The sequence below is a fragment of the Rheinheimera fenheensis genome (genome assembly GCF_039871805.1).
GTDB classification, from domain to species: Bacteria; Pseudomonadota; Gammaproteobacteria; order Enterobacterales; family Alteromonadaceae; genus Alishewanella; species Alishewanella fenheensis.
In genome coordinates this window covers 189276-209574 of the sequence record NZ_JBDPJM010000002.1, presented here as the reverse complement: position 1 = coordinate 209574, position 20299 = coordinate 189276, and the positions used below count along the sequence as shown (strand labels likewise).

24 protein-coding genes are annotated in these 20299 nt (G+C 53.4%); 7 read left to right on the top strand and 17 right to left on the bottom strand.

Annotated features, from left to right (window positions below; translation table 11 throughout):
* The 8 genes from ABGI61_RS04000 to ABGI61_RS03965 form a co-directional block, all read right to left on the bottom strand.
* The gene (locus tag ABGI61_RS04000) at nucleotides 1-315 is read right to left on the bottom strand and encodes an NAD(P) transhydrogenase subunit alpha part 2 (RefSeq protein ID WP_347597234.1); all 315 of its coding nucleotides are present in this window, start codon (nucleotides 313-315) and stop codon (nucleotides 1-3) included.
* 43 nt (nucleotides 316-358) lie between these two features.
* On the bottom strand, nucleotides 359-1486 hold the full coding sequence (locus ABGI61_RS03995) for an NAD(P) transhydrogenase subunit alpha (RefSeq protein ID WP_347597231.1): 1128 nt from the start codon (nucleotides 1484-1486) through the stop codon (nucleotides 359-361).
* A gap of 103 nt (nucleotides 1487-1589) precedes the next feature.
* On the bottom strand, nucleotides 1590-2549 hold the full coding sequence (locus tag ABGI61_RS03990; protein WP_347597228.1) for a tRNA-dihydrouridine synthase: 960 nt from the start codon (nucleotides 2547-2549) through the stop codon (nucleotides 1590-1592).
* Nucleotides 2546-2704 (bottom strand): DUF2256 domain-containing protein, encoded by a 159-nt coding sequence (locus ABGI61_RS03985; RefSeq protein ID WP_347597225.1) that lies wholly within the window; start codon nucleotides 2702-2704, stop codon nucleotides 2546-2548. Before ABGI61_RS03985 ends, ABGI61_RS03990 begins: the two co-directional genes overlap by 4 nt.
* Before the next feature lie 2 nt (nucleotides 2705-2706).
* Nucleotides 2707-3579, bottom strand: coding sequence for an HDOD domain-containing protein (locus tag ABGI61_RS03980; protein ID WP_347597222.1), 873 nt, complete (start codon nucleotides 3577-3579; stop codon nucleotides 2707-2709).
* Between the two features lie 97 nt (nucleotides 3580-3676).
* On the bottom strand, nucleotides 3677-4141 hold the full coding sequence (locus tag ABGI61_RS03975) for a hypothetical protein (protein ID WP_347597219.1): 465 nt from the start codon (nucleotides 4139-4141) through the stop codon (nucleotides 3677-3679).
* Nucleotides 4142-4233: 92 nt separating this feature from the next.
* Nucleotides 4234-6081: a M48 family metallopeptidase gene (locus ABGI61_RS03970; RefSeq protein ID WP_347597216.1), complete on the bottom strand. Its 1848-nt coding sequence runs from the start codon at nucleotides 6079-6081 to the stop codon at nucleotides 4234-4236.
* A gap of 12 nt (nucleotides 6082-6093) precedes the next feature.
* On the bottom strand, nucleotides 6094-6684 hold the full coding sequence (locus ABGI61_RS03965) for a LemA family protein (protein WP_347597213.1): 591 nt from the start codon (nucleotides 6682-6684) through the stop codon (nucleotides 6094-6096).
* A gap of 174 nt (nucleotides 6685-6858) precedes the next feature.
* Between ABGI61_RS03965 and glpE the strand changes: the two genes are divergently transcribed.
* Both glpE and glpG read left to right on the top strand, forming a co-directional pair.
* Nucleotides 6859-7185 carry a thiosulfate sulfurtransferase GlpE gene (gene glpE / locus ABGI61_RS03960; RefSeq protein WP_347597210.1) on the top strand — a complete coding sequence of 109 codons (327 nt, stop codon included), beginning with the start codon at nucleotides 6859-6861 and terminating at the stop codon, nucleotides 7183-7185.
* 5 nt (nucleotides 7186-7190) lie between these two features.
* Nucleotides 7191-8003: a rhomboid family intramembrane serine protease GlpG gene (glpG, locus tag ABGI61_RS03955; protein ID WP_347597207.1), complete on the top strand. Its 813-nt coding sequence runs from the start codon at nucleotides 7191-7193 to the stop codon at nucleotides 8001-8003.
* 7 nt (nucleotides 8004-8010) lie between these two features.
* On the opposite strand, the gene ABGI61_RS03950 is transcribed toward glpG, so the two are convergent.
* Nucleotides 8011-8406, bottom strand: coding sequence for a flagellar basal body-associated FliL family protein (locus ABGI61_RS03950; protein ID WP_347597204.1), 396 nt, complete (start codon nucleotides 8404-8406; stop codon nucleotides 8011-8013).
* A 139-nt stretch (nucleotides 8407-8545) separates the two neighbouring features.
* Here ABGI61_RS03950 and ABGI61_RS03945 point away from each other — a divergent pair, with 139 nt between their 5' ends.
* Genes ABGI61_RS03945 through ABGI61_RS03935 form a run of 3 tightly spaced genes read left to right on the top strand, consistent with a single transcriptional unit; the run spans nucleotide 8546 to nucleotide 10434 of the window.
* Nucleotides 8546-9121, top strand: coding sequence for a chorismate--pyruvate lyase family protein (locus tag ABGI61_RS03945; RefSeq protein ID WP_347597201.1), 576 nt, complete (start codon nucleotides 8546-8548; stop codon nucleotides 9119-9121).
* Complete coding sequence (gene ubiA, locus ABGI61_RS03940; RefSeq protein WP_347597198.1) at nucleotides 9118-9990, top strand: 4-hydroxybenzoate octaprenyltransferase; 873 nt, start codon at nucleotides 9118-9120, stop codon at nucleotides 9988-9990. Before ABGI61_RS03945 ends, ubiA begins: the two co-directional genes overlap by 4 nt.
* A gap of 6 nt (nucleotides 9991-9996) precedes the next feature.
* Nucleotides 9997-10434 carry a DUF192 domain-containing protein gene (locus ABGI61_RS03935; RefSeq protein ID WP_347597195.1) on the top strand — a complete coding sequence of 146 codons (438 nt, stop codon included), beginning with the start codon at nucleotides 9997-9999 and terminating at the stop codon, nucleotides 10432-10434.
* A 192-nt stretch (nucleotides 10435-10626) separates the two neighbouring features.
* Here the strand turns inward: ABGI61_RS03935 and ABGI61_RS03930 are convergent, their stop codons facing one another.
* From ABGI61_RS03930 to ABGI61_RS03915, 4 genes are all read right to left on the bottom strand, one after another.
* Nucleotides 10627-13740: an efflux RND transporter permease subunit gene (locus ABGI61_RS03930; RefSeq protein ID WP_347597192.1), complete on the bottom strand. Its 3114-nt coding sequence runs from the start codon at nucleotides 13738-13740 to the stop codon at nucleotides 10627-10629.
* Nucleotides 13741-13751: 11 nt separating this feature from the next.
* Nucleotides 13752-14990 (bottom strand): efflux RND transporter periplasmic adaptor subunit, encoded by a 1239-nt coding sequence (locus ABGI61_RS03925; RefSeq protein ID WP_347597189.1) that lies wholly within the window; start codon nucleotides 14988-14990, stop codon nucleotides 13752-13754.
* A 62-nt stretch (nucleotides 14991-15052) separates the two neighbouring features.
* Nucleotides 15053-15466 (bottom strand): hypothetical protein, encoded by a 414-nt coding sequence (locus ABGI61_RS03920; protein ID WP_347597186.1) that lies wholly within the window; start codon nucleotides 15464-15466, stop codon nucleotides 15053-15055.
* A gap of 19 nt (nucleotides 15467-15485) precedes the next feature.
* Nucleotides 15486-16118 carry a 2OG-Fe(II) oxygenase gene (locus ABGI61_RS03915; RefSeq protein ID WP_347597183.1) on the bottom strand — a complete coding sequence of 211 codons (633 nt, stop codon included), beginning with the start codon at nucleotides 16116-16118 and terminating at the stop codon, nucleotides 15486-15488.
* 107 nt (nucleotides 16119-16225) lie between these two features.
* Here ABGI61_RS03915 and ABGI61_RS03910 point away from each other — a divergent pair, with 107 nt between their 5' ends.
* On the top strand, nucleotides 16226-16846 hold the full coding sequence (locus ABGI61_RS03910; protein ID WP_347597180.1) for a flavin reductase family protein: 621 nt from the start codon (nucleotides 16226-16228) through the stop codon (nucleotides 16844-16846).
* 25 nt (nucleotides 16847-16871) lie between these two features.
* Here ABGI61_RS03910 and ABGI61_RS03905 read toward each other — a convergent pair whose 3' ends face one another.
* From ABGI61_RS03905 to ABGI61_RS03895, 3 genes are read right to left on the bottom strand one after another with little or no spacing between them, the layout of a single operon-like run.
* Nucleotides 16872-17744: a hypothetical protein gene (locus tag ABGI61_RS03905; protein ID WP_347597177.1), complete on the bottom strand. Its 873-nt coding sequence runs from the start codon at nucleotides 17742-17744 to the stop codon at nucleotides 16872-16874.
* Entirely contained in the window at nucleotides 17741-18388 is a 648-nt protein-coding gene (locus ABGI61_RS03900; RefSeq protein WP_347597174.1) for a hypothetical protein, read from the bottom strand. Before ABGI61_RS03900 ends, ABGI61_RS03905 begins: the two co-directional genes overlap by 4 nt.
* The gene (locus ABGI61_RS03895) at nucleotides 18363-18923 is read right to left on the bottom strand and encodes an RNA polymerase sigma factor (protein ID WP_347597171.1); all 561 of its coding nucleotides are present in this window, start codon (nucleotides 18921-18923) and stop codon (nucleotides 18363-18365) included. Before ABGI61_RS03895 ends, ABGI61_RS03900 begins: the two co-directional genes overlap by 26 nt.
* Before the next feature lie 138 nt (nucleotides 18924-19061).
* On the opposite strand from ABGI61_RS03895, the gene ABGI61_RS03890 reads away from it, so the two are divergent.
* Nucleotides 19062-19643 (top strand): DUF3833 domain-containing protein, encoded by a 582-nt coding sequence (locus tag ABGI61_RS03890; RefSeq protein ID WP_347597168.1) that lies wholly within the window; start codon nucleotides 19062-19064, stop codon nucleotides 19641-19643.
* Nucleotides 19644-19698: 55 nt separating this feature from the next.
* On the opposite strand, the gene ABGI61_RS03885 is transcribed toward ABGI61_RS03890, so the two are convergent.
* Entirely contained in the window at nucleotides 19699-20289 is a 591-nt protein-coding gene (locus ABGI61_RS03885; RefSeq protein ID WP_347597165.1) for a DUF4136 domain-containing protein, read from the bottom strand.
* Between the last annotated feature and the right edge of the window lie 10 nt (nucleotides 20290-20299).

Below are 20299 nucleotides of genomic sequence, written 5' to 3'. Positions count from 1 at the left end.
TTACTCCTTACCGGGCTTGTTAGAGGGTTTAAACATTTGCAGCATACGCTCGGTCACGACATAGCCGCCGGCGGCGTTGCCGGCACCTAATAACACGCCGGTAAAGCCGATAATTTGCTCGGCCAATGAGCTGGCGTTAATGAGCGCCCACAGTGCACCGACCACAACGATGCCGTGAATAAAGTTAGAGCCGGACATCAGCGGTGTGTGCAAAATGGCCGGTACCCGGCCGATGATTTCAAAGCCGGTAAAGGCGGCCAGCATAAAAATATACAGCGCGACAAAGCCGGTGAGTAAAGTGGTGGTGTAGTCCATAAGCTTCCCCAGTAATTTTTCCCAATCATTGTTTTTCGTTGTATCAGTGTTGTGCCAGCGCCGTTTTTACCGCTTCGGGTTTAATCTCGCCGTTATGGGTCAGCACGGTTTTCGCCAGAATTTCATCATCCCAATTCAGGTTAACAGCGCCATCGACAATAACCAGCTGCAGCAGGTTTAGCAGGTTCTTGGCGTAGAGCTCAGAGGCGTGCTCGGCTAACATAGACGGCACATTCAGTGGTGCGGCTATGGTGATCTGGCCCTGGGTCACGGTTTGCCCCGGTACGCTGTATTCGCAGTTACCGCCCCCTTCGGCGGCTAAATCAATGATGACTGCCCCTAGCTTCATGCCGTCGACCTGAGCTTTGCTGATAAGCTTGGGCGAGGGCCGGCCGGGTATGGCGGCGGTGGTAATGACAATATCCGCCTGCTGAATATGCTTGGTGACGACGCTGGCAATCTGGGCTTTTTCATCAGCGGTAAGCTCGCGGGCGTAGCCGCCTTCGCCACGGGCATCAACGCCGGTATCGACAAATTTAGCGCCTAAGGACTCGGCCTGCTCTTTGGTTTCTGGCCGCACGTCATAGCCTTCAGTAATGGCGCCTAAACGCCGGGCGGTGGCTAATGCCTGTAAACCGGCTACGCCCAGGCCCATCACCAGACAGCGCGCCGGGCGGATAGAGCCCACGGCCGTGGTCATCATCGGTAAAATACGCGCGAGGCTGGTGGCACCTAACAGGGCAGCGTAGTAGCCGGCCAGCGCCGCCTGAGAGGATAGCGCATCCATCGCCTGGGCGCGGCTGATACGCGGCACTTGCTCCATAGCAAAGCAGGTAATGTGTTTTTCACACAATAAGCGGGTCAGTTCAGGCTCTTTATGCGGGTAAATAAAACTGAGCAGAAGGGTGCCGGGCTTTAGCAGGGCAATGTCAGCCGCTTTGGGCGGTTGCACTGCCAGTACGATATCGGCGTCATGCAGTAAATGCTGCTCGGTACCAGCAATGTCGACGCCATGGTAAGCACTGTCGGGCAGTTTGCTACCCAGGCCGGCGCCACTTAGCATGCTGATGCTGCAACCCAGTTTGCTGAGCTTTTCTGCAACGGCAGGCACCAGGGCCACCCGCTTTTCACCGGGCCGGCTTTCCATCAGCACGGCTATTTTTACTGGCATAGGCTTATCTCCTTAAACTAACTGTTTGAGGAGTATAGTCTTTATTTAACGGCTTTTTGGATTGCGGCTAATGATGGCTAACATTTCGCCAGGTTATACTGGTCTAACCTGTTAGTGCGTTGGTCTCAAACTGCAATGCCTGCTCAAGCGTGGCGAGGATCTCACTGCTTTTACGCAGCACCCTAAGCTGGCCAAACAGCGTTGCCGCCTCTGGGTATTGCAGTTTCAAATAGCTAAACCACTGCTTAATACGGTTGCTGTAGTACTGGCTTTTATCGCCGCACATCTCAAACTCAGAGTATTGCATTAACAATTCCAGCACCTGTGGCCAGGGCATGGCGGGCTGGCCGCTGCGGATACTTTGCGCCAGATTGGGCATCGCCAACGCGCCACGGCCAAGCATAATGTCAGTACAGTCAGATTGTTGCTGGCACAGCAGCGCATCACTGGCTTGCCAGATTTCACCGTTGGCAACCAGCGGTATTGCCACATGCTGCTTGATTTTGGCGATCCAGGGCCAGTAGGCCGGTGGGCGGTAACCATCGCTTTTAGTGCGGGCGTGCACGGTAAGCATACTGGCGCCTGCTGCGGCTATCGCGGCGGCATTATCTAATGTCAGTGAGGTATCATCATAGCCCAGGCGGATTTTGGCACTGACTGCAAATTGCTGTGGTACCGCATCACGCACTGCTTTGACAATACGGTACAACTGCTCGGTTTCTTTTAGCAGCACAGCGCCGCCACGGCTTTTATTCACCGTTTTGGCCGGGCAGCCAAAGTTTAAGTCGACCCCGGGCGATCCCAGCTCGACCGCACGCACCGCGTTTTCGGCCAGCCAGTTCGGGTCTTGCCCCAGCAGCTGCACCCTAACCGGCGTGCCGGCCAGGGTTTTGCCATCGGTTAATAGCTCCGGGCACAGTCGGGTAAACACCCGGGCGGGTAGCTTTTGGTCAACGACGCGGATAAACTCGGTGATGCATAAATCATAACCGCCGATGCGGGTTAGCATATCGCGCATCAGGGCGTCGACCACGCCTTCCATCGGTGCCAGAATAATTTTCATGCGTTGTGCTCGCTGGCAGCGGCTTTATGCCGGCGGCAACGTTCAGAGCAATACAGCACAGTGTCCCAGTTGCGTTGCCATTTTTTGCGCCAGCTAAACATCAGGCCGCACACCGGGCAGCGCTTTTGCGGCAGGTTAAGTTTATGGTGTGCCACCGTTAGACCGAGTAAATGGTGCTGATTTGCTGGCGGTGCAGTAATTCGGCTAACTCGGGCAGTTGCAACGGTTCGATATCGAGCACTTCCAGGATGGCGCCTTTGTGCTGCTCCCACTCCGGGTCCAGGCTGATCTCGAACAGCTGACGGCTTTCGCCGCTAAAATGCTCGGCCAGCTTGAGCAGGGCAAACAGTTGTTTTTCCTGCTCACTGTCCGACTCCAGCATCAGGGTAGGGCTGTGGTGATAGGCAATGACGTTGTACAGTGTTGGCGTCAGGCCCCAGGACTCGGCAATCAGGTAGCCCAGCACTTCATGGCAGGTAGCAAAATGTTGCTCTTCAATTTCACTGTAACCGCGCTGCGCCAACAGGCCTTGTTGCATCAGCTGCTCGTATTGTGGTGCTTGCTGGTGAATAAGTGCGATGCCGGCGTTGTGAAACAGCCCCAGGCTGTAGCAGTCGTCCTGCACGTCCTGGCCAAAGTTAAAGTGCTTGGCTAACGTCATGGCAATATTGGCTGTTTGTAGTGCGCTGGCCCACAGTTTCAGGCTGAATTTGTCGTTTTTACCCTCGGCCAGAGTAAAGCGCAGCAGCACACTGCGTACCAGTTTAATTACCCGGTTAACGCCAAGAAATTTGCAGGCATGCTCTACCGAAGTAATTTTGCGCCTAAGGCCAAAAAACGCTGAGTTCACCACTTTTAACGTAAAGCCGGCGATACCGATATCCAGGTTTATCAGCGCGGCGATACGTTTAATATTCGGTTCGGGTGCATCCAGCTGCTGCTGAATATGCTGCAGAATTTCCGGTTGTGGCGGTATGGTAAAGCCGTTTAATGCCTGTTCTATGGCTGACATATCAATGGCTTGTGCCATGTTGCTACTCCGGGAAAGGGGCTTAATTGTTGTTAATAGTAAAAGCGGCGCCTGATAATTGCAAAGCACTTTGGCGGCCGCGCTTGCTGGCTAGCGGCTAAGAGTCAAGATAAGGCCGGCCGGACATCAGTTGTTGTGCCAGCTGCTGCTCGTTTTGCTGCTCGTTAAGCTGTAAATCGTTAAATTGCACATCAAACTGGATAAGCTCTTCATCGTCCAGATGCTGCGCCACTAAACGGTCTGGCACCTGACCCACCTGACGATAGGCATTAATGGCCACCTGTGCGGCCTGCTCCATTAACAGTAAAAAGTGCCCCAGCGGGAACTGGCTGAAAATCTCGGCATCCAGATGCGCCCAACCGAGTAAGTCACCACTGATACTGCCATCGGCATGGTCGGTAAACAGCATAGACACCGCCGGACAGCTGGGGTTTTCGCCTGGCTGAAACTGTTCGGCATCGTCCTGGTTAAATACCAGCACATAGCCAAAGCCCGGGCTGCCTTCAGCATCCATCTCGTCAAATGACGTATCGTACAGCAAAAACAAGCGATTATCGGTCATGACGTATCCTGCTGAAACCTGCTTAAAAAATGGGCGCTAATTTTAGCTGAAAACGTGCTAAGACTAAAGGCCGAACTGCAGTTAAATCTGTGCTAAAGCACAGTGGCGCTGTACGGCATCTCCAGTAACAGTGCCAGTGCCAGCAGCAGCGCCTGCTCCTCACCTTGCAGTCGCTTATCGGCTTGCACTGTCGCTTCCAATGCCTGCCACAAGCGGGCTTTTTGCTGCGGCGCCAGCGCCAGTAATACCGGTAGCTGCGCATCCAGCAAGCTAAAGTTAGCCGCAGGCCGGCTGTCAGTCGGGCTAAAACCCAGCGCGGCTACACCGGCTTGCCAGGCTTGCTGCTGTTGTTGCGTATCGCCGGCCGCCGCGCTTACCAGCGCCAGCAGCTGGGCGATAGCAGCAGCGTGCTGGTTAAGCGGCGTGGTCAAATAGCGTTTACTGATTTCTGTTGGGTCATATTGCACGGCCAGGTTGTGGGTGACAAAAGCACGGATAAGCCAGGGCGCCAGTGTCAGGCTGGGGATAGCCTGTAACAGGGCTTGCAGCAGCTGCTCAAACACCACAAAACGGCTTTCGGGTAGCGCTTTTAGTGCGGGCATCAGGCGTTGCAGCAGCTGCACCTGTTGCAAAGCGCTGAGGCTGGCGACAGTGTCACAGAGCTGGTCAACTTGCTGCAGTAAGCTTGCCGGGCCCATTTCCTTTATCAGCTTAAGCTGGCGGTTACGGCTGGCGTCGTCTTGTTGCAGCAGCAGGCAGCATACCAGTGCCATCGCGGGTTCAGTCTGGCGGCTGCTATGTAATAGTAATAACGGCAGTGCCTGTTGTAAGCGCTCAGCCTGAGACGTTCCCGGCGCGGCATCTGCTTTTGTATCAGCAGCTGTCGCACGTTGTGGTGTACTTGCGGTAGTACTGGGAAATTTGCCATTCCAGTGCGGCTCCAGTCGCTTAATCCGCTGCGCCAGCGGTGGGTGGGTGGCAAAAATAGATGCCCAGCGGCTAATGGCCTCGGCAAAAAACAAATGGCTGTTTTCATCGGCATTGCCGTTACTAATGCGGCTATGCTGGCTGTGGCTGCCAATTAGCTTTAACGCGCCGGCAATACCACCTGGGTTGCGGGTAAACTGCACAGCACTGGCGTCGGCCAGAAACTCACGCTGGCGGCTCACTGCCGCTTTAATGAGGTTACCAAAAAACGAGCCGACATAGCCGATAACCACCAGGCCAAGCCCCAACACCACTATGCCGCCGGCACCGTTTTTATTGTTTGATGAGCGCGAGCTGACCCGGATTGTTGCACCACGACTGCCACGCAGCAAATAATAGCCAATGTGACCTAAAAACAAGATGCCATTCAGAATAGCGATCAGGCGGATGTTCATCCGCATATCGCCGTTTAAAATATGGCTGAACTCATGAGCGATGACGCCCTGCAACTGGTCGCGATTAAGCTGCTCGACACAGCCTCGCGTGACGCCTATCACGGCATCGGCCGGGCTGTAACCAGCAGCAAAGGCGTTAATGCTGCGTTCTGGCAGCAGGTATACCGGCGGCACCGGCGTGTTGGCCGCCAGCGCCATCTCTTCTACCACGTTTAGCAGCCGCCGCTCGGCCGCATCGTTACTGTCGGGCACTATGCGCACACCGCCCAGCGACTCAGCCACCACCTTACCACCAGCTTGTAATTGTTGCCATTTGACCAGCACGGCGACGCCCACGGCGATAATGACCACCAGGCTGACGGTGCCCACCAACGGCCAGGGCAGCTGCTGCCAGGTGAAGCCTTGACTAAGTAAGTTGGGGTCTAGCAGACCAAAGCTGATTAGGGCGAGCAGGTTGGTAAGTGCTAACAATAGCAGCACCGCCAGGCTAAATAACAGTACCAGAATACGGGTATTGCGCCGGGCTAAGTCCTGCTGGGTAAAAAAGTTACTACTCATGGTGTGTAGTAGTTAAAAGCTAACTTTCGGTGCGGCCTGAATGGCGACGGTGTCGGCAAATTCCAGCAGTTTGGCATCGCTGGCATGACCGAAACTGCTGGCAAACAGCACTGGCGGAAAGCTTTGTTTGTAGCTGTTATAGTCGGTGACGGCATCATTAAAAGCCTGACGGGCAAAAGCAACCCGATTCTCAGTGCTGGTCAGCTCTTCTGACAATTGCATCATGTTCTGGTTGGCTTTTAAATCTGGGTAAGCTTCCATGACCACGTTCAGCCGGCTCATCGCGCTTTGCAGCGCGCCTTCTGCACCGGCAAGCTGGCTGATAGCGCCGGCATCGCCCGGATTATTCGCCGCCACTTTTAAGCCAGCCATCGCGGCATTACGGGCACTTATCACGGCCTCTAAGGTGTCGCGTTCGTGCGCCATATAGGCTTTAGCGGTTTCGACCAGATTAGGAATTAAATCGTAGCGGCGCTTTAACTGCACCTCAATTTGGGCGAAGGCATTTTGAAAGCGGTTTTTAAGTTTTACCAGCTGGTTAAAAATGCTGATAACCCAAAACAGGATGGCAACCAGAATTGCCAGTAAAATCAGGCCAGTCATAACAGCTCCATGCAGGAAGTTCAGTTGCCGGTTATTGTTAACAATAGTTTAATTGCTGTCCAGTGTTATCGCGCTCAACTAACACTAAAGTAGGCCGGCTGGTTGAGTGTTACTGCTTGCTGCTAATTGCCGGCGGCTGCGTTATCATAGCCCAAACTTGGTGTAGAGGTAGTTATGAGCGATTTTAAACATATTTCGGTAGCGCAGACCGCAGAGTTACAACAGGCTGGCAAGGTGGTCATTGCCGATATACGCGATGAGCAAAGTTTTGCTGCCGGTCACATTGCCGGCGCCTTTCATTTAACCAATGGCAGTTTGCACAGTTTTATGCAGCAACATGAGTTCGACCAGCCGGTGGTCGTCGTGTGCTATCACGGCAATTCCAGCCAGGGCGCGGCGCAGTATTTAGCCCAGCAGGGTTTTGAGCAGGTGTACAGCATGGACGGTGGCTTTGAAAGCTGGCGTGGGCAACTGCCGTTTGTTACCGGCGAAGCTGAGTAAACAAGGTGAACAAATTCGCCGAGCTAAACTCTGCCAATGCAGCACAGCTGTTTGCTGATTACTGCCGGGCTCAGGGTTTAAATGTCAGCGCTGTGGTGCAGCAAGCCGATTTTGCCGAGCTGTATGCTGACAGTGCCCAACTGCCAGAGATCGAAGCTGAGTTTCACCGCTTTATACAGCAGCCGTCGCACCCGCGTTATCAGGCGGCGGCCTGGCAATTAAGCCAGCCGGCCAGCGTGTCCGGACCTGCGCTAACAGCACCGGATTTCGGCAAGTTATGGCAGCAGGCACCGCTGACCTTACTGATGTTTGCGCTGTGTTTGCTGGTCTATCTCTGGCAGCAGCTGGACTGGCGAGCCAGCAGCGGCGCGTTGCAATTAACAGAGCCCGCACAGCTATGGCGCTGGTTTACGCCGATGCTGCTGCATTTTAGCCTGACGCATATCGTATTTAACCTGGCCTGGTGGTTTTATCTTGGCCGTCAGTTAGAGCAGCGGCTGGGCGCGGCTGTGCTTATCAATATCACCTTATCTGCTGCGCTGGTGTCTAATGCGGCACAGTATTTTATGGTTGGGCCTAATTTTGGCGGTATGTCGGGAGTGGTATACGCCTTACTGGGCTATTGCTGGCTGGCCGGACAGCTTAACCCCAGACAACAGCTTAATATCAGCAATGGTCTGGCCGGTTTTATGCTGTTGTGGCTGTTGCTGGGGTTTATGGATGTGCTGTGGGTTAGTATGGCGAACTGGGCGCACTTAGGCGGTTTACTGACGGGGTTAGTGTGGGCCTGGCTGTTGCGGCGCAGGCCCGGACGATGATCTGGCGTTATTGGTACAGGTATTTAGTAAATAAAATATCACGGATAATGGTGTCGCCGGCTTCACGTTTCATCGCCTGCTGCAGCTGATCCAGTAGCGCCAGGCGAATTTCCTCACGGCCTGTTAACGATTTAATTTTGTCTTCCGGCTGTTTGCTGATGGTGCCGTAGATAATATCGAGGATCAGCGGCTCATGGTGCTCAATGGCCGGTAAAAAAGACTTGTCTTCCAGCATCAGCTCAACCGTAATACGGATATAGCCCAAACTGCGCCGGTTGCCAGAGATATAGTTGGTAACGATATCCGGGTCAAAACCGTAGTACACCACTTCTTTCGGTTGTTCTTGTGCCTGCGTTGGCAGCGCGGCGAGTAGCAACAGGCAAAGTGGAAGAATTTTCAGCATAAGTATCACTTTTAGTTAAGAAAATTGGCCAGCACTGATGCTAACCTTAGCGTGAAGGTTGCCATTTTACCAGTTAAGGCCGGTGGCAGTAAGCGCTTTTGTCGGCCAATAACGGCTGAAAAGCGCCACTGAAGTTGTTATGATGCAGCACGTTTTTTTCACGACAGAACACACCCCCGTGACCACAGCGTTAATTTCGCTGGATCAGCCTTGGCAGGATGCGCGCAGCCTGACCTTGCCGGCTGAGCTGGCACCCTGGATTTTGGAATCTGCTTCACTGACTGCCCGTTTAAAACGGCACTGCCAGCAGTTTCGCCTGCAGCTATTACATGAGCGGCAAAGTGCGTTACCGCCCTTTTTACAGCCGCTATTGCCGGGTACCGCAACTGCACAGTTACGCGAAGTGATGCTGTGGTGCGATGATAAGCCCTGTGTTTACGCGCAAAGCTGGCTGCCGCAGCAAACCATTAACCGGCTGCAGCCGTTGGCGGATATGGGCGAGCGGCCATTGGGCGATTATATTTTTCAGCAACCCGGTTTACGCCGCGGCACTATTGAAGCAACCGAGCTTACGCTGCAAGGCATGCTAACCAGCGTTACGCAGGACAGCCGCTGCTTTGCCCGTCGCTCGGTATTTCAGCTGCATGGTTTGCCGCTGCTGGTAGCCGAGGTGTTTTTGCCAGCCATCACGCAGTTAAAGGTAATAACGGCATGAGGCTGGCACTTAAGGCCAGCAACTGGCGTTACTATTTACAGCTGATGCGGCTGGAAAAACCGATCGGTACTTATTTGTTGCTATGGCCAACCTGGTGGGCGCTGTGGCTGGCTGCAGAAGGCGTGCCGCCGCTATCGATGTTAATCGTCTTTACCCTTGGTGTAGTGCTGATGCGCGCTGCTGGTTGCGTTATTAATGACTACGCCGACAGGCACTGGGATGGTGCGGTAGAGCGCACTAAGGCACGGCCCTTAGCCAGTGGCACGGTTAGCGCCGGTGAGGCGCTGCAGTTATTTGGCCTGTTGGTGCTACTGAGCGCCAGTTTGTTGCTTTGGTTAAACTGGCAAACGGTGCTGCTGTCTGTGGTCGCCTTGCTGTTGGCAGCCGTGTATCCCTTTATGAAGCGCTATACCCATTTGCCCCAAGTGGTGCTGGGCGCGGCCTTTAGCTGGGGCATGCCGATGGCATTTATGGCAATACAGCTTAAGTTGCCGCTGCTGGTGTGGCTGCTGTATCTGGCGAATTTGCTCTGGACCGTGGCTTACGATACTTACTATGCACTGGTCGACCGGCCGGACGATGTCAAAGTGGGCATTAAATCTACCGCGATTTTATTTGGCGATTATGCGCTGCCCATGATTGTGCTGCTGCAATTGGGCAGCCTTGGCTTACTCGCAACCGTAGGCTATATGACAGATTTACACTGGGTGTATTATCTGGGTTTGCTGGCTGTAGTGGGCTGTTTTGTCTATCAGTACCGGCTGGCTCAACGTAGTCGCGCTGGCTGCTTTAGTGCCTTTTTACACAACCACTATGTGGGTATGCTGGTGTTTGCCGGCATTGCCTTAAGTTATGTTTTACAAGGATAGCGCCTGATGAAACGTTTGCTGCTGTTAGTGCTGTTATGTTTGCCGCTGCTGGCCTGTGCCGCTCAGGAGGACGAGCTTGAAGTATTCGACCTGGTGCCATTACAGGTAGGTAATATGACAATACAGGTACAATTAGCCGATACACCTGAAAAGCGCTCGCAGGGGCTGATGTTTCAACAAAGTGCCGACCCCGGCATGTTGCTGCTGTATAGCCAGCCAACAGCGGTATCACTGTGGATGGCCAATACCGCTATGCCACTCGATGTCGCCTATATAGGCCCGGACTGGACGATTACGGAATTGATAACACTTGAGCCGTTTGATGAAACGCCGGTGCCGGCAAAGCAGCCGGTGATTGCCGCGCTGGAACTGCCGCGCGGCTGGTTTGCCCGGCATGGTATTACCCTGGGGCAAAAAGTGGCTCTGGGCGCCGGTAAGAACTGATTTACCTGCGTGGTAGCACGAGAGTGTTACAGCTATGCTCGCCACAGCGGGGTTGCGGGCTTCCTGCCCTCCACCAGGCGGACCAGCTGCGCTGACCAAATTCGCTCCGGGCGAATTTGTTATCCGCCTTCGCTGGCGCGAAAAGGGTCTGTGGCTGCGCTATCGGCAACACTCTCGTGCCAGGTCTTGCTATCACTTTTGTTGCAATGAGCGTCGCAGCAGCAAAAAGTACAGCACCGGCATTAGCAACATCGACACCAGCGGTGCAGCTATCATGCCGCCAAGCATCGGTGCGGCAATGCGCTGCATCACTTCATTACCGGCACCGCTACCGAGCATAATCGGTAACAAACTGACAATAATAGTTAGCACCGTCATGGCTTTGGGCCGCACCCGCTGCACCGCGCCTTGCATTATGGCTTGCCAAAGTTGTTGCTCGTTTGCTGGTCTTAACTCTTCTACCGCCCGTTTTAAATACAGCAACATCACCACCGCAAACTCTGCCGCTACGCCACTGAGCGCAATTAACCCCACCGCCACGGCGACCGACAACTGATAGTCCAACAGATATAACAGCCACAGGCTGCCGCTCATGGCAAAAGGCAGTGAGATAAGCACTAAGCTGACATCGCTGAAGCTACGGAAGGTTAGATACAACAAGATGACGATGATAAGCAAGGTGAACGGTACCAGTTGCTGTAAACGGGCCTGCACCCGCTCCAGGTATTCATACTGTCCGCCAATACTTACACTGACTTGTGCCGGATAACGCTGCTCGCTCAGCAGTTGCTCCAATTCCGCTAAGTAGTTGCCAAGCTGAGTGTCTGCGGGTAAATCGATAAATACCCAGCTGGTCAGGCGGGCGTTTTCAGCCCGGATCATCACCGGACCTTTTGTTACCTCGACCTTGGCGACCTGCTCTAGTAATACATAAGCGCCATCGCGGCTTTGCAGCGGCAAGGTGGCAATATCATCCGGGTGGCTGCGGTAATCACGCGGGAAGCGCAGGCTGATAGCATAACGCTCGCGGCCCTGAATGCTTTGGGCAACCGGGGCGCCGCCAATGGCAAATTGTACGTATTGCTGTAGCTCGCTTAAGGTGATGCCATAGCGCCCCAGTTGCTGCAAATTGGGCGTAATTTGCAGGTAAAGCCCATCTTCGGCTCGCTCGGCAAACACAGAGCGACTGCCGGGTAGCTTTTTAATCTCGGCCTCCAGTTGCTGTGCCACGTCTGAGATAGTGCTAAGGTCGGGCCCGCTTACTCTAACCCCCACAGGGGTACGAATGCCGGTGGAGAGCATATCAATACGGGTTTTTATCGGCGGCAGCCAGGCGTTGGTCAGGCCGGGTACCTGCACCACAGCATCCAGTTCAGCGATAATATCGTTAAGCGTTACGCCTTCACGCCACTGGTTTTGAGGCTTGAGTTTAATGCTGGTTTCCAGCATCGTCAGCGGCGCTGGATCGGTGGCAGTATTGGCACGGCCGCTTTTCCCCAGCACGGTCTCTACCTCGGGCACGGTTTTAATCAGCCGGTCAGTTTGTTGCAGTAGTTTGGCCGCTGTGGCCGGGCTTAAGCCGGGCAGGGTAGTGGGCATATACAGCAAATCGCCTTCAGCAAAGGCTGGCATAAATTCACTGGATAGCCGCTGCCACGGCAGCAAGCTAGAGCTGAGCGCCAATATGCTCAGCAGCACCAGGCTTTTAGGAAAGCGCAGGCAGAGTTTAAGTACCGGCGTATACAGCGCTATTAACAGCCGGCTCAGCGGGTTACTGTGCTCAGACGGAATTTTACCGCGCAGAAAATACAGCATCAGCACCGGAATTAGCGTAATAGCCAACAGCGCTGCCGCCGCCATAGCAAAGGTTTTGGTGTAGGCCAGCGGGGCGAATAAGCGGCCTTCCTGCGCTTCGAGCATAAACACCGGTAAAAAGCTGACGGTAATCACCAGCAGTGAGAAGAACAGCGCCGGGCCAACATCAAGACAAGCATCGATTATCGTCTGGCGAAATTCGGCTTTACTGAGGGTACGGCCATTAGCGCGGGCGTGCTCCAGCTTTTTATGGCCATGCTCTACCATGACAATAGCGGCATCCACCAGTGCGCCGATGGCAATGGCAATACCGCCCAGGCTCATCACGTTGGCGTTAATGCCCAGCAGTTGCATCAGCAAAATACTGGCCAGCAGTGCCAGTGGCAGGCTGATTACCGCCACCAGTGCCGAGCGGGCATGCAGTAAAAATACAAAACACACCAACGCCACGACTGCCATTTCTTCCAGCAGCTTTTGGCTGAGGTTATTTACCGTATTTTCAATCAGCTGTGAACGGTCGTATACGGTGACAATATTAACGCCTTCGGGCAGACCATTTTGCAGCTGCTGCAGTTTTGCTTTCACCGCCACTATGGTTTGCAGCGCATTTTCGCCGTGACGCATTACAATAATACCGCCGACCACTTCACCTTCGCCGTTTAGCTCGGCAATACCACGGCGCGCGGCCGGCACTTCCTGCACGGTACCGATATCAGCCAGGGTGAGCGGGTAATCTGCACTGTTGCGCACCCCAAGCGGTACTGCGGCTAAGTCGGCTAATGACTGAATATAATCACCCGCTTGCACCAACAGTTCGGTCTCAGCTACCTCAATCACGCTGCCGCCTTGCTGCTGATTGTGGCTGTTAATTGCACTGATAACCTGTGCCAGCGTAACATTGTAGGCGCGCATCAGCCGCGGCTCTAACTGTAACTGATAGGTCAGTGCCATGCCGCCAATGGTGGCCACTTCTGATACACCGGCCACACTTTGTAGCTCAGGCGTTAAATAAAACTGTTGCAGGCTGGTGAGCTGCTCCAGCGACATATCACTGTCTGGCGCACTGAGCGCGTACTGAAAAATCCAGCCGACCCCACTGGCGTCAGGTCCCAGTGTGGCACGGGCGCCTTCTGGTAAGGTCACGGTTTGCAAGTATTCCAACACCCGTGAGCGAGCCCAATAGGGATCGGTGCCGTCTTCAAAAATGACGTACAGGTAACTATCGTTTGGCATAGAGAAGCTACGTACCGCTTTAGCCTTAGGTACGGCTAACAGCGCCGTAGACAGCGGGTAGCTCACCTGCTGCTCTATGGTCTCGGGAGTTTGGCCTGGATAACTGGTTTTAATAATAACCTGCACATCGGATAAATCCGGCAGGGCGTCCAATTTAAGTTGCTGGCTGGCCTGATAACCAAACAGCGCCAACGCCAGTGTACTAAGCAGCACCAGCAAAGGGTTTTGTACTGACCAGCGGATAATCGCCTTAATCATATTTCAGGCTCCTAATGCTGATGGCTGCTGCTAACTGGCAGCTGACTGAGGCTGGCTTCTGCATCCAGTAAAAACTGGCCGGACACCACCACCTGTTCGCCGTCGTGCAAACCGGATAACACCTGCACATAGCCTTGCGCACTGATGCCGGTGGTGATTTGCCGCACACTAAAGTTGTCGCCGTCTTTTACCACCACCCGGCTGCTGTTGCCGCCCAGTAGCACTGCATCACGCGGTATCGCCAGCACATCACGCAGTGCTCCGCCATATAGTCGCACGGGCAGCAGCATATTGGGCTGTAGCAGCTGCTGGCGGTTATCCAGCGTCAGGCGGACCTTGCTGCTGCGGCTTAGTGCATCCAGCGCCGGATATATATAGTCGACGCTGGTTTCCAATGCTTTTACTTGCTGCGAAGGGATATCCACTTCGGCACTCATGCCGTTAAACAGCCAGCTTTGCTGCACCTCTGGCACATCGGCCAGCAACCAGACTCTGTCCAGACTGGTTATTTCTATCAGCGTGTCGCCGGGGCTGATATACATGCCATCACGCACGTTAAGCATGGTAATTACGCCATCCTGGTGCGCGTAAACGGTAATTTCATACTGGCTTTGCCGGCTTTGTTGCAGGTTTTTAATATCGTTATCGGTCAGGCCCAGCAGCCGTAACCGGGTTTCGGCGCGTTTTAGCAGGCTGGCGCTGCGCTCACCGTTTTGCTTGCTCACTGACAGCGCCTGTAAGTAGTCATCCTGCGCCACTAGCAGATCGGGCGCATAATAGCTAAACAGCTTATCGCCAGCTTTTACCCGCTGGCCCAGAGTGCGCACATGCAGCTGCTCTATCCAGCCTTCAGCACGGATATGGCTGTGGTGAATAGCATCTTCCGGGTACTGCACCTGAGCAAAGGTTTGAATAAAACGCCATAAGGTGCGGGGCGCCACAGCTTCAGTGCGGATAGCCAGGGCTTGCTGCATGGCGCCGTTAACGTCTACTGTGGCGCTGCGCTGCTGCTTTTGCGCGACTAAGTCCATACCGCATATCGGACAGTTTCCTGGTGTATCCTGCACAATATGAGGATGCATCGGACAAACATAACTGTTTGTTGCTGGCAACACCTGTTGCAACACACTTTGTTTTGCATCATCAAGCGTGTGGGCATGATTGCTGTGGTCAATGGGATCCTGCGCGGCCAAAGCAAAGGGAACTGCGCTGTGCACCAGCAGGGCGGCAAAAACATAACTTTTATACATGGGCTAATTCCTAAAACCAATACGTAATGACGTGATAATACACGCGCGTAAAACGAGTCGGATTAGGCGTTTATCGGTGGTGGTGGCTCAGCGGCAAATAACCATTTCGGCAGCGCTGCCGGGCTGTTGTTCGCCATTGTCTGCGGGCGGATATATCGGAACAATTCAGCAGCCAGCAAGGCGCCGCTGGTAGCACAGTGTTGGGCGCAGCAGTCACCTTTGCACTGGTGTTGTGGTGTGTCGCAACAGTCATGCGTGGCGTCGGTGACGATCACGTTCGCAGTGCTGTTGGGGCTGCTTGTTAGACTATGGCAAGGCATGGCAGTGTCTGCCTCAGTGGCCGCCCCCACATTGGCGCTGCTCTGTTGCTGCTGTATCGCATCGGCCAAAGTATAGGCATGCGCCATTTGCACCGATCCGGGCAGGCCGGATAGTGCCAGGCAAAACAACAAAACATAACTAAACCAGATACGCATGGCGCTTATCATAGGCGTTTTAGCTGGCCGGATCCAGTACGCCGTTCAGGCTGGTATTTTTGCGAAACCAGCCGGCGATACTAAAGCGAGTGTCAACTGCCGGCAGCACCTCGTGCGGAAAGCGCTCGCTTTCAAACAAGATCAGGCTACCCGCTGACGGCAGAAACTTATCAATCAGTTGGTCCTGCTCGTTATACAGTGCCAGTTCTCCGCCCCGGCTAACGTTATTAAGGTAGCTAACCGTGGTTAGCACCCGGTTAGAGCGGCCGCTAAAGGCATCCAGATGCTTTTGATAGTAATCACCCTGCTGATAACGGGCAAAGTGACATTCAAAGTCAAATAAGCCTAAAAAGCAGCGTCGGTTAAATGCTTGCTGTAATTGCGTCATTAGCGCCAGATATTGCTGCTGGGCCGCGCTTGTACCATCAAACCACTGGGTGGCATCACGCCGTACCTGCTGGTTCAGCTGATGATCGCTTTGGCGGCCAATGCCGGCCGGTTTTAGCTGTGCCTGATACTGTGCTTCATGCAACAGGGCACTGTTAAGCTGTTCGCTGATAAAATTTGGCTGCCACACCCAGCCATGCTGATAAAAGGCGTCGATAATGGCATCAATATTTAATGCATTGTGTTGGGATACAACATCAGACATGGTACAGGCTCAACAAGAAAAACCGGCGCTATTGTCGCCGATCAGACTGTGCTTAAAAAGAAATTTTGCTACGCTGGCGACCTGCTATTTATTACTGAGTTAATACTGTGTCTGACGATCGTTATTTTTATCAACCGGCTAATGGGCATGGTTTGCCGCATGACCCCTTTAATGCACTGGTGGCACCACGCCCTATTGGTTGGATTTCATCACAAGATGCTGATGGCAGGCTGAATTTGGCACCTTATAGCTTTTTCAATGCCTTTAATTACACGCCGCCAATAATAGGTTTTGCCAGCACCAGTTATAAAGACACCATCCGCAATATCGAGCAAACGGGGGAGTTTTGCTGGAATCTGGTGACTAAACCCCTGGCCGAGGCCATGAACCAAACCAGCGCTGCAGTGGCGCCAGACATTAACGAGTTTGAGCTGGCGGGTTTAACGGCCAAAGCATCAACCCTGGTGAAAGTGCCGCATGTGGCGCAAAGCCCGGTTACCTTTGAGTGCAAGTTAAGCCAGATATTGCAGTTAACCGGCGCTGATGGCAGTAAAATCAGTACCTGGATGGTATTCGGTGAAGTGGTAGGGGTGCATATTGAACGCCATCTATTAGTAAATGGCATATACGATACTGCAGCCGCGCAACCGGTATTACGCGGTGGCGGCGCCGGCGATTATTTTGTAGTGGATGCAGCAACACGGTTTCAGCTGTTTAGGCCAAAGTAAATAAGCCGGCTTGCGCCGGCCCAAGTTAAAACTGATAGCGCTTGGCTTTGGCGAGTAAATCCGCTGCTTTTATTTTGCCCGCCATGCACTGGTTAATATCGGCTTTTTTCATTACCCAGTAATAACGGCCGGCGTCACTGCGGCTATTAAGCTGCAGGGTAACGTGTTCGTCGTCCGGCAACAGACGCAGGCTGGCACCATAGTCACACAACACCTGACTAAATTGCTCGCCTACCGTCTTCACCAGTGCAGCAGTTTGCTGCTCCTGCTCCGCTTGTCGCTTGGCTCTTTGCTGCGCCAATTGTTCACGGCTTTGCTCGGCTTGCTTGGCCGCTTCGGCTAATTTTTGCTGCAGTTGTTTCGTTTTCTCCTGTAACTGCGTTAGCTCCTGCTGTTGCTCTTTGTCCAGCTTGGTCAGGGTTTGACTAAATTCCAGATCGCGTTTTTCGCGCTCGACGTCGCGCAGCTCACGCTCGATTGTCCGCTGCTGCTCAAACAGGCGGTGATGCTGGCGGAATTGCTGCTGCGCCTGCTCCGCCATCTCCTCAGCCTGCTCGGTAATGAGGGTTAGTTGCTCGCTATCTATCTCAAACTCAAAATGCCCACCGGGCAGCGGCGCAGGGGGAGCTACCGGCACTCGGGCATCGTTAAACTGAAAAATATGGCTGGCGCCAATTTTATTGCTGGCCTGAAATAACAGGCCCTGCCCGGCTAGATAGCTGGATTGTAACGAGGTTAACCGGGCCTGCTCCGTATTGCTAAAAGCGGTTTGTAAAATGGTTTGCAAAATGTCGGCATTCTTTTTCAGTTGTGGTGCCACATCTGCGGCACTGTAAGTGCTGTAGCCAAGCAGGGCGGCACTGGTTAGAGCAAGTATAGTTGGGCGTAATAAAGTCATGGTTTGTCCACTCCGCTATTCGTTGGGGTTAGGTAATAACTGTGATCCGGCCGATAGTTGGCCTGAATGGGTTGATAATTGTCCTGCCAATATTGCCAGTCTGCCTGGCGCTGCTGGTTCAAATGTTCCACCAGTTGCAGCATATCGGTACGTTGATCGCGTTTTAGCTCGTCTTGCAGGTAATCTTTTAACAGTACCAGTTGTGAGTTAGTGTTTTGCTGCTGTAACGTCAGCTGCTGCGCCAGCCACTGTTGCTGCTGTTGCTGATAGGTTGTCAGTGCGCTTTCTACTGCGGCATTAAGCTCACTTTGGCTGTTGCTCCAGCGCAGGCTAAGGCTGCCGTCCTGCAGTTGCAGCTGAGCTGGCGACAGGCTGATAAGCATAGCGGCGCAAGAGAGCGCCAGGCTGACCTGTGGCCACCAGCTCCGTTTTGCTTTGGGCCTCTGCCACTGGCTGGCAAACAGGGCGCTGCTGTCAAACACCGGTATCGCGTCAAACTCTGGTGTGTTGGCATCCTGGCGGACCGCCATAGCGCTGTTAAGCCGGGCTAACCACTCTGGGGCATGCTGTAATTGTGCTTTACACTGCTCGGCGCTAATTTTACCGTCAAGCCAGAGCTCAAAAATTTGCTGATTGTTCGACATGGTCGTCCTCCAACTGCAGACGTAGTTTATCCAGCGCGGTATAAAAACGTGATTTCGCGGTATTGCTGGAAATAGCCAGCTGGCTGGCTATTTCATCAAAGGTAAATTGTTGATAAAACTTCAGCTCCAGTATCAGCCGCTGCTCGGCTGGCAGCTGGCGCAGCTGCAGCCTTACCTGCTGCTGTTGCTGCTTGCTGCTCAGTTGCTGACACAGCGCTGGGCTGTCGTCAGCAAGCTCGGCCAGGCTTTGCTCATCCTCGCTGTATTTGCGCCGGCGCAGTGCGTCCATCGCGCGGTAATTGGCAATGCTGAACAGCCAGCTTTTAAAACTGCTTTCGCCGCGGTATTGGCCTAAATTACGGCACAGCACCATCAGCACGTCCTGCAACAGATCATTGGCATCATCCTTTGAGCCCAGCAGGCGTAAGCCAAAGTAATACAGCGCACTTTGATAGCGGCTGACCAGTTGTTGCCAGGCATGCTGGTCACCTTCCAGGGCTTTGGCGATTAAACTTTCATCACTGCGTTTAAACACGATATGGTTATTCTCTTTCGGTTTTGCATATAAGTCGGTGCTGGCCTGATTTTAGTTGGCGGTTTTCAGCGTTTTTTTCTATTTTTATGAGCCGCTGCAGTATTGTGGCCGTAAATTGGCGAAATACCGGAGGATAACATGCAAAAACTAGCCATTTTAGGCGCTGCATTGCTGCTAAGCGGTTGCAGTCAGTCGGTCACGGATTATGTTAACGAAACACCTAAGCTAAAGCTGGATCAGTTTTTTCAGGGCCAAAGCCGTGCCTGGGGGGTACTGCATGACTGGCAAGGTAAGCAAAGTGTGCGTTTTACCGCCGAGCTATGTGGTAGCTGGCAGGGCAATAATGGCGATTTGTATGAGCTGTTTTATTTCAGTGATGGCCGTATAGAGCAGCGCCATTGGCAGCTGAAGCAAAATGCTGATGGTAGCATCAGTGGCAGTGCCGGCGACGTGATAGGCGAAGCGACAGGCCAGCTGGCCGGCAACACCTTGTATTGGGAATACACCCTGCGCGTGCCTTATGACGGCGATACGCTGGATGTTAAAGTAAAAGATTGGTTATATCTGGTGGATGAGCAAAACCTGCTGAACCGCAGCACTTTGCATAAGTTTGGTGTGACGGTGGGCGAGCTGACCTTATCTATTCAACAGCAAGATACCAATGCGGATTGCGCGCCGCTACAGCAAAAAATTAAACAGCTGGTGCCAAACGCCAGCTAAAAAATGCCGCTTGGCACAAGGCGAAGCGGCGTTTTATCTGTGTCTTTGTCTGGCTTTAGGGCTGCACTGTCTGACGAGTTGGGTACTGCTGGAAGATTAAGCCAACTACGTTAGCGATAGCCTGCTTGGGGTTTTCTAAATCGGCTTTTTTCAGTGTTCCCTCTGAAATACCTTCCCAAATCAGTTGTTTTTTCGCCGCATCAACCACGTCGATATTCACGGTGCCGTATTTGTAACGCACAGTATCAATATCGTTACTAATCAGTGGAAAACCGGCATAAATGCCGTGGCGATAGTTGTAGTAACCGTAATGGATGCTGGCGCTGGGGGTAGAGCGCACATCAGTACGGTTTTCTACATTAGAGTTAAAGTTGACCAGCAAATCGGCATTAGCGTCGCTGTACTGATAGCCCAGTGCGGTCATCTCCGCGGTTATGGCATCTTTAAAGTGCTGCGTTACTAAAGTGGCATAGCCGGCTTTGTCGGTGGCTGGCTCTGGCATAAAACCAAAGGTGCGGTAAGTGGAAAAATTCACGTTAGCAGCACTGTCAGAGCGTACTTTAGGCCCGGTAGCACAGCCCGTTAATATCAGTGCTGCCAGTGCGACAGCGGCGATGCTCAGCGTTTTCATCATGCCAGGTTGCATACTTCTGTTC

What these genes read in the sequence shown, in the direction of transcription:
- ABGI61_RS03975 (WP_347597219.1), bottom strand. Translation starts at nt 4,141, where the DNA reads ATGACCGATAATCGCTTGTTTTTGCTGTACGATACGTCATTTGACGAG.
- ABGI61_RS03945 (WP_347597201.1), top strand. Translation starts at nt 8,546, where the DNA reads ATGATGCAGCACGTTTTTTTCACGACAGAACACACCCCCGTGACCACA.
- ABGI61_RS03990 (WP_347597228.1), bottom strand. Translation starts at nt 2,549, where the DNA reads ATGAAAATTATTCTGGCACCGATGGAAGGCGTGGTCGACGCCCTGATG.
- ABGI61_RS03930 (WP_347597192.1), bottom strand. Translation starts at nt 13,740, where the DNA reads ATGATTAAGGCGATTATCCGCTGGTCAGTACAAAACCCTTTGCTGGTG.
- ABGI61_RS03950 (WP_347597204.1), bottom strand. Translation starts at nt 8,406, where the DNA reads ATGCTGAAAATTCTTCCACTTTGCCTGTTGCTACTCGCCGCGCTGCCA.
- ABGI61_RS03920 (WP_347597186.1), bottom strand. Translation starts at nt 15,466, where the DNA reads ATGCGTATCTGGTTTAGTTATGTTTTGTTGTTTTGCCTGGCACTATCC.
- ABGI61_RS03905 (WP_347597177.1), bottom strand. Translation starts at nt 17,744, where the DNA reads ATGACTTTATTACGCCCAACTATACTTGCTCTAACCAGTGCCGCCCTG.
- ABGI61_RS03885 (WP_347597165.1), bottom strand. Translation starts at nt 20,289, where the DNA reads ATGCAACCTGGCATGATGAAAACGCTGAGCATCGCCGCTGTCGCACTG.
- ABGI61_RS03995 (WP_347597231.1), bottom strand. Translation starts at nt 1,486, where the DNA reads ATGCCAGTAAAAATAGCCGTGCTGATGGAAAGCCGGCCCGGTGAAAAG.
- ABGI61_RS03900 (WP_347597174.1), bottom strand. Translation starts at nt 18,388, where the DNA reads ATGTCGAACAATCAGCAAATTTTTGAGCTCTGGCTTGACGGTAAAATT.
- ABGI61_RS03980 (WP_347597222.1), bottom strand. Translation starts at nt 3,579, where the DNA reads ATGGCACAAGCCATTGATATGTCAGCCATAGAACAGGCATTAAACGGC.
- ABGI61_RS04000 (WP_347597234.1), bottom strand. Translation starts at nt 315, where the DNA reads ATGGACTACACCACCACTTTACTCACCGGCTTTGTCGCGCTGTATATT.
- ABGI61_RS03925 (WP_347597189.1), bottom strand. Translation starts at nt 14,990, where the DNA reads ATGTATAAAAGTTATGTTTTTGCCGCCCTGCTGGTGCACAGCGCAGTT.
- ABGI61_RS03890 (WP_347597168.1), top strand. Translation starts at nt 19,062, where the DNA reads ATGCAAAAACTAGCCATTTTAGGCGCTGCATTGCTGCTAAGCGGTTGC.
- glpE (WP_347597210.1), top strand. Translation starts at nt 6,859, where the DNA reads ATGAGCGATTTTAAACATATTTCGGTAGCGCAGACCGCAGAGTTACAA.
- ABGI61_RS03970 (WP_347597216.1), bottom strand. Translation starts at nt 6,081, where the DNA reads ATGAGTAGTAACTTTTTTACCCAGCAGGACTTAGCCCGGCGCAATACC.
- ABGI61_RS03935 (WP_347597195.1), top strand. Translation starts at nt 9,997, where the DNA reads ATGAAACGTTTGCTGCTGTTAGTGCTGTTATGTTTGCCGCTGCTGGCC.
- ubiA (WP_347597198.1), top strand. Translation starts at nt 9,118, where the DNA reads ATGAGGCTGGCACTTAAGGCCAGCAACTGGCGTTACTATTTACAGCTG.
- ABGI61_RS03915 (WP_347597183.1), bottom strand. Translation starts at nt 16,118, where the DNA reads ATGTCTGATGTTGTATCCCAACACAATGCATTAAATATTGATGCCATT.
- ABGI61_RS03965 (WP_347597213.1), bottom strand. Translation starts at nt 6,684, where the DNA reads ATGACTGGCCTGATTTTACTGGCAATTCTGGTTGCCATCCTGTTTTGG.